At 64.4% G+C, this 10,630-nt stretch carries 8 protein-coding genes and 3 tRNA genes; 6 read left to right on the top strand and 5 right to left on the bottom strand.

What is annotated here, in order from left to right; genetic code table 11:
* Window positions 1–38: 38 nt before the first annotated feature.
* The 4 genes from sbcB to minC form a co-directional block, all read right to left on the bottom strand.
* Complete coding sequence (sbcB, locus tag ACJJV2_RS00765; RefSeq protein ID WP_043336470.1) at window positions 39–1,514, bottom strand: exodeoxyribonuclease I; 1,476 nt, start codon at window positions 1,512–1,514, stop codon at window positions 39–41.
* Window positions 1,515–1,680: 166 nt separating this feature from the next.
* Window positions 1,681–1,941, bottom strand: a complete 261-nt coding sequence (gene minE / locus ACJJV2_RS00760; protein ID WP_043336475.1) for a cell division topological specificity factor MinE — start codon at window positions 1,939–1,941, stop codon at window positions 1,681–1,683.
* Window positions 1,938–2,756 (bottom strand): septum site-determining protein MinD, encoded by an 819-nt coding sequence (gene minD, locus ACJJV2_RS00755; protein ID WP_054557277.1) that lies wholly within the window; start codon window positions 2,754–2,756, stop codon window positions 1,938–1,940. Before minD ends, minE begins: the two co-directional genes overlap by 4 nt.
* A gap of 82 nt (window positions 2,757–2,838) precedes the next feature.
* Window positions 2,839–3,597, bottom strand: a complete 759-nt coding sequence (gene minC, locus ACJJV2_RS00750; protein ID WP_405277687.1) for a septum site-determining protein MinC — start codon at window positions 3,595–3,597, stop codon at window positions 2,839–2,841.
* Between the two features lie 525 nt (window positions 3,598–4,122).
* Here minC and ACJJV2_RS00745 point away from each other — a divergent pair.
* On the top strand, window positions 4,123–6,966 hold the full coding sequence (locus ACJJV2_RS00745; protein ID WP_248381071.1) for a DUF349 domain-containing protein: 2,844 nt from the start codon (window positions 4,123–4,125) through the stop codon (window positions 6,964–6,966).
* A gap of 145 nt (window positions 6,967–7,111) precedes the next feature.
* On the opposite strand, the gene phbB is transcribed toward ACJJV2_RS00745, so the two are convergent.
* On the bottom strand, window positions 7,112–7,858 hold the full coding sequence (phbB, locus tag ACJJV2_RS00740; protein ID WP_213114768.1) for an acetoacetyl-CoA reductase: 747 nt from the start codon (window positions 7,856–7,858) through the stop codon (window positions 7,112–7,114).
* 370 nt (window positions 7,859–8,228) lie between these two features.
* On the opposite strand from phbB, the gene ACJJV2_RS00735 reads away from it, so the two are divergent.
* The 5 genes from ACJJV2_RS00735 to ACJJV2_RS00715 all read left to right on the top strand — a co-directional run bounded on the left by ACJJV2_RS00735 (window position 8,229) and on the right by ACJJV2_RS00715 (window position 10,304).
* Window positions 8,229–8,305: transfer RNA gene (locus ACJJV2_RS00735), tRNA-Met, on the top strand.
* A gap of 53 nt (window positions 8,306–8,358) precedes the next feature.
* A tRNA-Met gene (locus ACJJV2_RS00730) sits at window positions 8,359–8,435 on the top strand.
* A gap of 43 nt (window positions 8,436–8,478) precedes the next feature.
* Window positions 8,479–8,555 (top strand) — tRNA-Met (locus ACJJV2_RS00725).
* Between the two features lie 169 nt (window positions 8,556–8,724).
* The gene (locus tag ACJJV2_RS00720) at window positions 8,725–9,204 is read left to right on the top strand and encodes an EVE domain-containing protein (protein WP_216059990.1); all 480 of its coding nucleotides are present in this window, start codon (window positions 8,725–8,727) and stop codon (window positions 9,202–9,204) included.
* Between the two features lie 134 nt (window positions 9,205–9,338).
* Window positions 9,339–10,304: a tetratricopeptide repeat protein gene (locus ACJJV2_RS00715; protein ID WP_043336518.1), complete on the top strand. Its 966-nt coding sequence runs from the start codon at window positions 9,339–9,341 to the stop codon at window positions 10,302–10,304.
* The last annotated feature ends 326 nt before the right edge of the window (window positions 10,305–10,630 follow it).

Genomic DNA, 10,630 nt, shown 5'->3' with positions numbered 1-10,630 from the left:
GCCTTGCCGGCAAGTACTGCAGGCCGGCTAGCCCGTCATCAGCCGAAGGCCTGCGGCGGCATGATGCCTTCCACGTACATCGCCAGTTCTTCGAGAATCTGCACGCGGTCCGGGTCCTGTTCGCTCTGGGCCAGCCGCTGGATCTCGCTGACGAAGCCCTTCACGGTCAGGCTCGCGACCTGTTCATCGTTCATGCGCTCCCAGCGCCACTGCTCCCAGCGTTCGCGCTCGGCGGAGTTGAGCGTGTAGCCGTAGCTGCGCGCGCGATAGCGGAACAGCATCTCCTCGAGCCGTCCATCCTGGAAGGCGAACGGCGTATCGTCGAGCGCCTCGGGATGGGTGGCGCGCACACGCTCCATCTCCTTGCGGTCCGCGGGCGAGAAGAAGCCACCGGAATAGAGCATCAAGTCCGGATCAGCCGGGCCGGCCGGCGGCGCCTCGGCGAATACCTGCGCCACCTTCACGCCGACACCGGCGTTGTCCTTCAGCCACTTCCAGTGCACGCGACACTGGGCGGGGTCGATCTTGAAGCGCGCGGCGATCTCGCCGTACTCGCCCTCATGCGGCCCGGACACATCCTTGAGCGCATTGGCCGGCAGCAGCACCGGACTCTTGTTGAGATGGATGACCTTGAGCGGAATCCGCTCCTCGCCTTCCGCGAGGTCATCGGCACTGGCGAAGACACGGGCACGTATCTCTTCCGGTGACAGCTCCATCAACGGTGCCGGGTCTACCGAGAGGTCATAGACGATCACGCCATTGGCATTCGAAGGATGCTCCGCCAGCGGCACCACCAGCGCGCCACAGGCCCGCGAGGCCGGATAGCGACGCGAGATGTGCAGCATCGGCTTGCGTGCGCCGATATCCAGCAGGCTGGCGACATGGCGCTTGTTGCGCAGCTTGAGCAGGTAATCGAACAGCCGCGCATTGCGCGACTTGAGCAGGCGTGCCAGCGCGATGGTGGCGCGCACATCCACCAGCGCGTCATGCGCGCCGGCGTGCTCGATGCCATTGGCCGCCGTCAGATGCTCCAGACGGAAGCTGGGCGCACCATCTTCACGCTTGGGCCATTCGATGCCTTCCGGGCGCAGGGCATGGAAGGCGCGCACGACATCAATCAGGTCCCAGCGCGAATTGCCGTTCTGCCACTCACGTCCGTAGGGGTCGAGGAAGTTGCGGTAGAACAGATGACGGCTGACTTCATCATCGAAGCGCAGGCTGTTGTAGCCCAGCGTGCAGGTCCCCGGCACGCTCATCTCGTCATTGATGCGCCCGGCGAACTCGGCCTCGGGGATGCCGCGACGCTCGGCCTGCTGCGGGGTGATGCCGGTGATCAGACACGCCATCGGCTGGGGCAGGAAGTCATCGGCCGGCTTGCAATAGAGGGTCAGCGGCTCGCCGATCTCATTGAAGTCAGCATCGGTACGGATGGCCGCGAACTGCGAAGGACGGTCACGGCGCGGGTCGGCGCCGAAGGTCTCGTAGTCGTGCCACAGGAAGGTGGGCTCTGCCACAGGATGTCTCCACGCGGGCGGTCGAAAAATGAACGTGCCAGAGCACCGTCTCCAGCAAGGCTGGCACGGTGCTCTGGCAGGCAATGGGCATGGGCTGGGTCGGGACGTCGCAGGCGATGCCCGCTCGGCAACGCCTCAGGTGGCAAGCACCCGACGCCCCGCGAACTCAGGCCTCGCCGGGGCGCGGCAGAGTGACGTTGAGTTCCAGCACCGAGCAGTCGTCTTCGCGGTCCAGCGAGATGTTGATGGCATCCTGGTCGACCTGCACATACTTGCGAATCACCTCGAGCAGCTCACGCTCCAGCATCGGCATGTAATCCGGCTGGTCACGCTGGCTACGCTGGTGCGCGACGATGATCTGCAGCCGCTCCTTGGCGACATTGGCGGTCTTCTTGCGCTCTCGCTTCAGAAAATCCAGTAATTTCACTTGCGCCCCCCTCCAAACATTCTGGCCAGCAGACCGCGCTTCTCGACTTCATGGAAACGCAGCTGCACTTCCTCGCCCAACAGGCGGGACACGCAATCCACGTACGCCTGGCCGGCATCGCTCTTCTGGTCATGCGTGACCGGCACACCCTGGTTGGACGCGCGCAGCACGGCGTCGGATTCCGGAATCAGGCCGATCAGCGGGATCGACAGGATTTCCTGGATATCGGTCAGGTTGAGCATGTCACCGCCGGTGACGCGCGCCGGATGGTAACGGGTGATCAGCAGGTGTTCACGCACCGGGGTGTCGCCATTCTCGGCGCGACGCGTCTTGGAAGACAGCAGACCGATGATGCGGTCGGAGTCACGTACCGAGCTGACTTCCGGGTTGGTCACCACCACGGCCTCGTCAGCGAAGTACATCGCCAGCTGGGCACCGCGCTCGATACCGGCCGGCGAGTCACAGATGACGTAGTCGAACTCCTCGCGCAGCGCGTCGAGCACCTTCTCGACGCCTTCCAGCGTCAGCGCGTCCTTGTCACGGGTCTGGGAGGCCGGAAGGATGTGCAGGTTGTCGATGCGCTTGTCGCGGATCAGGGCCTGCTTGAGATTGGCTTCGCCCTGGATGACGTTGACCAGGTCATAGACCACACGGCGCTCGCAGCCCATGATCAGGTCCAGGTTACGCAGGCCCACATCGAAATCGATCACTACGGTCTTGTTGCCGCGCAAAGCCAGTCCGGTGGCAATGGCGGCGGCGCTGGTCGTCTTGCCGACTCCGCCCTTGCCTGACGTCACTACGATAATCTTGGCCAAAGGTATCTTCCTTGCTGAGAGTCCCTCGCCGAGCGAGGATCACCTGTAAATATTGGATATCGTTCAGAACACAGTGCTGGGGTCAGCCGAGTCGTGCGATACAGAGTTGGTCGTGTTCAAGCACGACTTCGACATTGGCACCCAGCAGGCGATTGTCGATGTCATCGAGCCGCTTGTAGGTTCCGGCCACCGAGAGCAGCTCGGCGTGCAGTTCCTTGCAGTAGATGCTGGCGTTGCGATCGCCATGGATACCCGCCAGCGCGCGGCCACGCAGAGCGCCATAGATGTGCACACTGCCGGCGGCCAGGATCTCGGCGCCGGCATTCACCGCGCCGATGATGACCAGATCGCCCTCCGGTGCGCTGACCTGCTGGCCCGAGCGCACCGTGCCGCGATACACCTTGCTGGCGTGGGCTGGCTCCGCTTTCTCGGCCGCACTGTCCGCGACTGCCTCGGCAGGTTCGGCGACCGGTTCAACGGCCACCGGCGGCACGGACTCGAGGGAGCGCCCGCGATTCTCCTGCGGCGGGAACCACCCCAGCCCCAACGCCCAGGCGGACTGACGCACCGGGTCTCCACCGCCACGCACCGCGACCGGCAACAGCTTGTGGCCACGGCAGACGGCACAGATGCGCTCCAGCGCCAGATGCGGCTCGTCGAGCTTCTCGACGCTCAGCACCACCGGCGTATGTTGAAAGAAGGCCGGCGACTGGCTGAGCTTGCTGGCCAGCTGAGCACGGATCTGCTCCGGATCACCGCTGACCAGCTCCATGACCGTCATCGGCAGCATGCCGCCCTTGAAGGTGAAGGCCTGAGGGGCCCTGTCCGTACTGAGACTCATGACCTGACTCCGGTTGCGTAAGGAGTGTCGAAGCCCTCCGACACTCTTGATGATGCACGTGCTGTTCACGGCATCCTCAAGGCGACCCTCGATTGGAAAGGCCACCTGAATAACATAGCTCGCCGTCGCACACGGCACAGCGACTGCTTGATAGGCGCCGAGCATGAATGACAGACACTGAATGGCATAGCGGTAACGTACAAAACTATGTGAGCGAACACAGTGCTGCAACTGATGATACGGCCAGCAGCAGGCACTGTCAGGTGTCGCGAGCCTACGACGTGGCTCACTTGCCGACCTGTCACCCGCCGCCGGTCGCCCTGCACGCCGCCGCGCGCGTGCAATAAGGCACATCGATCGACATGCGATACCACACAACGGGGGGCTGTGACTGGTAAGATAGCGGGGTGACGAAATTCATGCGCCGTCACTCCGCCCACTCCGTCGTGCCCACCCGATTGCACCCGCCGAGTGTGCGGCCAATTGTTGCGCCCCTCTATTTTTTGCCTGGATAACCGCTCTCTCATGACCGGACTGCTCTCCCGCCTCACTGGCCGCCTGTTCACTCCTCGCTGGCAACACGCCAACCCTGCCATTCGCTCCGCTGCCACTGACCAGCTTGATCCGGAGATTCCAGACCAGCGCAAGATCCTGGAGACCCTGATTCTCGAAGATGATGCCCTGGAAGTGCGCCATGCCGCCCTGACGCGCATGCAATCTCCCGAGCGTCTGCTGCCGCTGCTCGACCGCGCCGATGGCCTGGTACGCGAGCGCCTGATCGAACTGTTGAGCGGCGGCCAGGATGCGCCCTCACTGTTGAGCCGTGAACAGCTGGTCGAGCGCCTGGACGATAGCGAACTGCTGTCGGCCGTGGCATCCCGCGGCGACAACCAGCAACTGCGTCTGACCGCACTGAGCCGTCTGGAAGATGAAGAGGCGCTGATCCATCAGGCCTGCCACAACACCATCGCCGCCGTGCGCCATGCCGCTGCCGCCCGCATCACCAGCCAGGCCGGCCTCGAGCGTCTGGTGCGCGATGCCAAGCGAGACCGTCACGTGCAGCGTCAGGCGCGCGACACCCTCGCCCAGCGCCGTGCCGATGCCCAGCAGGCCGACGCGCTGGCCGCCAGCCGCGACAACCTGCTGCGCCAGATGGAGAAGCTGCCGCGTCAGGCGTGGGAAGACAGCGTGCCCTCGCGTTACCGCTCGCTGCTGCGCGAGTGGGAGCGTCTGCCGGCCGCGGACTACGAGATTCAACAGCGCTTCGAAGAGGCGCGCCAGCAGGCGCACAAGGTCATCAGTGACCATGAGGCCCGCGAGGAAGCCATTCGCGCCCATGAGCGCCTGAGCGCCAACCTCAACACGCACCTGGAAGAGATTCTCAGCGCCGTGGATCAGGCGCGGGAAGACCTCTACAGCCGCGACTGCGTCAATGACCACGACTTCGCCAGCCTGCAGGCCCAGCGCCGTCTGCAGGGAGAGCGCTGGAGCGAGTTGACCGACCAGTTCTCGGCCCCGGCCGAACTGCTCGAACGTCAGCAGCGCCTGCAACAGCAGCTGCAGGATGCCCTCGATGCCTGGCATCGCCATCAGCTGTGCCAGGGCGAGCTGGATGCCGCGCTGGTCGACAATGACATCGACCAGCTGCGTCGTCTGGAAAGCGAAGTGGCCTGGCCTGCGGGTCTGCCGCAGACCGCCAGCCTGAGCGCGGTACGTCAGGCAATCAGCGCGGCGCAGCCGGAAGAGCCGACAGAGGCAGCGCAGGAGCAGGACGCGCTCGATGGCAGCCCTGCACAAGACGCCGAGTCAGCTGACGCCTCCCGCGCGGCCGACGGCAAGGCGAGCCTGGATCTGGACGCACTGGATGCCGAACTGGCTCGCCTGGAAGCGGATCTCGATGCCGGCAAGCTCAAGCCGGCCAGCCGCCTGCATCGCTCATTGCGCGATCGCACCGAAGGCCAGCTCGACAATGCCCGCCAGACCCGCCTGCGCCAGCTGGGCGCGCGTGTCGCGGAACTCCGTGACTGGCAGAACTTCGTCGCGGCGCCCAAGCGCGAGCAGCTGCTCGAGGCCATCACCACCCTGAGCGAGCGCGATGACATCAGCGATGAGCAGCGCGACCGCCAGCACCAGCAGCTGATTCAGCAATGGCGCGAGCTGGGTGATGCGGCCGCCAGCCGCGATGCCAGCCAGGCCTTCCGCACCGCCTCTGACGCCATCAAGCTGCGCCTGCGGGATTACCGCGAATCGCGCAAGCAGCTGCGTGAACACAATCTGGCCATGCGCGAAGCGCTCTGCGAGCAGCTCGAATCACTCAACGGCCACGCCATGGACGATGCCGACCCCGACTCCCTGCGCCAGATCCGTGATCGCGCCCGTGAGGAATGGCGTCGCCACACGCCGGTGCCCGCAGGCCCCGGTCGCCAGCTGTCGCATCGCTTCGGTGAGGCGCTGACGGCACTGCAGGGGCTGATCGACAGCCGCGCGGGCCAGATCGCCGCCGCCAAGCAGGCACTGGTCGATGCCGTCGAGGCGCTGGCCAACGAGGACTCACCGGCACGTGCCCGCGCCGAACAGGCCAAGGCACTGCAGAGTCGCTGGCGCGAGATGGGCCGCGCGCCCAAGGGCGAAGAGCAACGCCTGTGGGCCGCCTTCCGCGCGGCGTGTGACCGTATCTTCGCTGCACGCGATCAGGACCGCGAAGACCGCGACAGCCGCGAGCAGGCACGCCTGGATCAGTGGCAGGCGCTGATCGAGCGCCTCGACAGCTGGGAGCCGGAGACGCTGGAAGACGCCGCCCTGCTCGATGACGCCCTGAAGGAAGCCGACACCCTCGGCCCGCTGCCGCGCGGCAAGCGGGGCGACGGCATGCGTCGTCGCTGGACCGGCATTCTCAAGCGTCGCGAGCAGCGTCTGGATGAACTGCACGCCCTGCAGCTGCGCGAGGAATGGCAGCAATGGCGTGATCTGCTCGAACAGCACGCCGTGGCGGATGCCAGCGCGCGCAACGGCGACGTGCAGGATGTCGAGCTGCCGAACACCTCGGCCTTCGACGACAACAGCCGTCAGGCCAATGCGGCGCGCAACCAGATGCGCCAGGCCCTGCCGAGCAACTGCAGCGCCGCCAACGAGCGCCTGGCCGAGCTGCGTGTTCATCTGGCCATTCTGTTCGAGGCCCCGCTGGGCAGCGAAGATGAATCACGCCGCCTGACCGTGCAGGTCGCGCGCATCAACCAGCAGCTGGGCGAGCGCATGGAGCGTGAAGAAGAGCTGGATGAGGTGCTGGATGCGCTGCTCGCCAACGGTCCGCTGGACTGGGACGCCTGGCAGACCGAACTGCCGCGCTTCGATGCGCTGTTCAATCACTGAGCCAGTGCTCTTGAGCTGGTGACGACGCGCTCGCAAGAGCGAAGTCATGGCAACGAAAAGCCCCCGTCTCGATAGAGACGGGGGCTTTTCGTTGCCAGAGGGGGCCGGGTGCCAACCCTGCTCTGGCTCGCGCTAGCGCAGAGCATCAGCCCATGAACTGGCCGCCATTGATATCCAGGTTGGCACCGGTGATGAAGCCGGAGTTCTCGTCGGCCAGGAAGGCGACCGCACGTGCGATCTCGTCCGGCTGACCATAACGCTTGACCGGGATGGTCTCGCGGATCGATTCACGGATCTCTTCGGGGATCTTCATGATCATGTCGGTGGCGATGTAGCCCGGTGACAGGGTGTTGACGGTGATGCCCTTGGTCGCGGTTTCCTGCGCCAGCGCCATGGTCAGACCATGCATACCCGCCTTGGCGGCCGAGTAGTTGACCTGGCCGAACTGGCCCTTGCGGCCATTGATGGAGGAGATGTTCACGATGCGGCCGTACTTGTGCTCCAGCATGTCATTGATGACGGCACGGCAGGTGTTGAAGACGCTGTCGAGGTTGCAGTTGATGACTTCGCGCCACTGCTCATAGCTCATCTTGCGCATGGAGGTATCACGCGTGATGCCGGCGCAGTTGACCAGTACCGCGATCGGGCCGAAGCGCTCGCGGATTTCGTTGACGCCTGCCTGACAGGCTTCGAAGTTGTCCAGCTCGATGCCGGACAGTGCGATGTTCTCGAACCCGGCAGCGCGCTGTTCCGACAGCCACCCCTCTGCCTTTTCCTTGTTCCTGTAACCCGCAATTACCTGATACCCCTGGTTCGCCAGCTCGCGGCAGATAGCGGAACCAATGCCACCGGTACCACCGGTAACCCATGCGACGGGTGCTGTTTGTGTCATCTTATTGTGTCTCCCTAATCCTGGAACGTCCTGTGTCCTTGGCTTGGGCACAGCTTGGCGAATCTGCGGACACCCCCGCCCTGAGAAAACGAGAATGCCTGCAACGACAACAATGACCCGCGTCTCTAACAGCCTGATGACAATCGTGCACTCTGTGACGCCTGCCATCCGCCTGTGCGAGGCGCGTCACCCTCAGTATGGACAGGATGCAGCGGGAATGTATGTAGCAGATCTCTCACACAAGATGCCGATAATCGCTCAAGAGGCGCAGACGGGTTGGTGACGTCTCACCGGACACGAGAAGTTTGCGTCAATTACGGGATAACGGTTGACGCAGCACTGTATATCCTTATACTACGCCCCACGTTGATGCGGGGTGGAGCAGTCTGGTAGCTCGTCGGGCTCATAACCCGAAGGTCATCGGTTCAAATCCGGTCCCCGCTACCACTGACAAGTCGTTGCCTATCAAGGTAATTGCCGGTCAGACACCAACGTGATGTTGCGGGATGGAGCAGTCTGGTAGCTCGTCGGGCTCATAACCCGAAGGTCATCGGTTCAAATCCGGTTCCCGCTACCAACCTCTGATGCGTCAGAGTTGGAGCAAAGGCAGTACCCAGTGTTGCGGGGTGGAGCAGTCTGGTAGCTCGTCGGGCTCATAACCCGAAGGTCATCGGTTCAAATCCGGTCCCCGCTACCAAGAATTCGAAAGGCCTGATGCCATGCATCAGGCCTTTTTCGTATGCGTGAAATTCCTGTGCGATGATGGCGAGGAAGCCGGTTCACGGGCCTGGCTACCCCTATCCACACTCGGCCTCTCCACACCGGGTCCTTCACACTCATCATGTCAGTCCCAAGGGAGTGCCTGCATGCGCCACTGGCTGGTCAAGACCGAACCCGATGCCTTCTCGCTGGATGACCTGCGCCGCGAATCACCGGCGCTCTGGGATGGCGTGCGCAACTATCAGGCGCGCAACTTCCTGCGCGAGATGCAGCTCGGTGATGTCGTGCTCATCCAGCACTCCAGCTGCAAGGTGCCTGCGGTGGTCGGACTGGCCGTCGTCAGCGAACTCGCCCTGCCCGACCCGACGGCCAGTGACCCCGAGCACAAGGGCTTCGACCCACGTCAGGTGGCGGATATCGATGCCGACAAGCCTCCGCGCTGGGTCGCCCCGCGTCTGAGCTACCTTCGCCCGCTGCGCACCACCCTGCCCATCGCGCGCCTGAAGGCCCGGCCCGAGCTGGCGGATAGCCACTTGGTGCGCCGCGCACGCCTGTCTGTGATGCCGCTCAGCGAGAGCGAAGCCGCCTGCATCGCCAGCATGGCCGGCGACACCCTGCTGCCGTGAACCGACGCGCCCGGGACGCTCGCGCGAGGAAGTGTCCGGCAGCGCCTTGAACTCCACTGCGACGGGCCGCATCATCAGGCCAACCGGCTCGCGCGCGAGCCTTGAATCGCAGACAGAATTTCGGGGCATGCACCATGATCATCGATCCCAATACCGGCCAGCCACTGACCGGCAATGACACCACCGCCGCCCAGCCACAAGGGGTGGTCGGCGGCGGTGCCGCCAGTGCACCGCGCCAGGCAGAAGACGCCAACACCTACATCATCGATGTGGACATGAGCAATCTTCAGCAGGTGCTGGAAGCCTCACAGCAAGTGCCGGTACTGCTTGATTGCTGGTCGCCGCAGAGCGAGCACTGCCTCGTTCTGACGCCGATCCTCGAGAAGCTGGCGCGTGAATATGCGGGCGGCTTCATCCTGGCCAAGCTGAACGCCGAGGAGCAGCAGGACATCGCCGCTCAGCTGGGCGTGCGCTCGGTGCCGGACGTCAAGCTGGTCATCCAGGGCGGTCTGGCAGGCAACTTCACCGGCGCACGTCCGGAAGCCGAGATTCGCCAGTTCCTCGAGCAGCACAAGGTCCAGCCGGCGGCAGGAGCAGGCCCCAGCCTCGCGGAGCAGGCGGCCACTGCACTGGAAAGCGGCGACCTCGTCACCGCCAAGGCGCTGTATCAGCAGCTGGCGCAGGAATCCCCCGAGACACCGGAATACCGCATCCACCTCGCCTCGGTGCTGGTCGCCGAAGGCAATGGTGAAGAGGCCCGTCAGCTGCTGGACTCCCTCAAGCCGGAAGACCGTGACGGTGCCCAGGCGCGTGGCGTACGCGCACGCATCGACTTCATCGCCGAGGCACCGTCTCCCGAAGAGGTGCAGGCGATGATCGAGCGGGACGACAGCGAAGCCCGCTACCAGCGCGCCATGCGTGATCTGGCGGATGGCCACTACGAGCTGGCGCTGGATGCCCTGATCAGCCTGGTGAAGACTGACCGCCAGTACGGCGATGATCTGGCACGCAAGACGCTGCTGCGTGTCTTCGACGCCCTCGGTGCGACCCATGAGCTGACCGTGCGCTTCCGTCGCCAACTGTTCGCTCTGATGTACTGATCGTGCTGATGCGCTGATCGTACTGCTGACCGTACTGATGAGCTGAACATGCCACGCAGACGACAAGGCCCCGCCTCCGGTTAAGGAAGCGGGGCCTTGTCATTGAGGGCCAGCCGTCGCGCTGACTCAAGGGCTAACGACGGCTCCAGCCCTTGAGAAGCGAGGGACGGGCACGCGATTCGCGCACGCTGGGCGGAAAGTCCACCTCTAGTTCCTGGCCCGCAGACTTCACGGCGTCTGGCGCAGGCGGGGTGGCTGATGACGCCGCGGAAGCACGGCAGCGGGAAGATGGCGGCGATGAACGCGCCAGGCGCAGGCTCCCGCCC

This window comes from Cobetia sp. Ld8 (assembly GCF_045066615.1).
Lineage (GTDB): Bacteria > Pseudomonadota > Gammaproteobacteria > Pseudomonadales > Halomonadaceae > Cobetia > Cobetia amphilecti.
Note: the sequence above shows the minus strand (reverse complement) of the source record. Positions and strands in the feature narration are given on the sequence as shown.

What these genes read in the sequence shown, in the direction of transcription:
- ACJJV2_RS00720 (WP_216059990.1), top strand. Translation starts at nt 8,725, where the DNA reads ATGCGCCACTGGCTGGTCAAGACCGAACCCGATGCCTTCTCGCTGGAT.
- minC (WP_405277687.1), bottom strand. Translation starts at nt 3,597, where the DNA reads ATGAGTCTCAGTACGGACAGGGCCCCTCAGGCCTTCACCTTCAAGGGC.
- ACJJV2_RS00745 (WP_248381071.1), top strand. Translation starts at nt 4,123, where the DNA reads ATGACCGGACTGCTCTCCCGCCTCACTGGCCGCCTGTTCACTCCTCGC.
- phbB (WP_213114768.1), bottom strand. Translation starts at nt 7,858, where the DNA reads ATGACACAAACAGCACCCGTCGCATGGGTTACCGGTGGTACCGGTGGC.
- ACJJV2_RS00715 (WP_043336518.1), top strand. Translation starts at nt 9,339, where the DNA reads ATGATCATCGATCCCAATACCGGCCAGCCACTGACCGGCAATGACACC.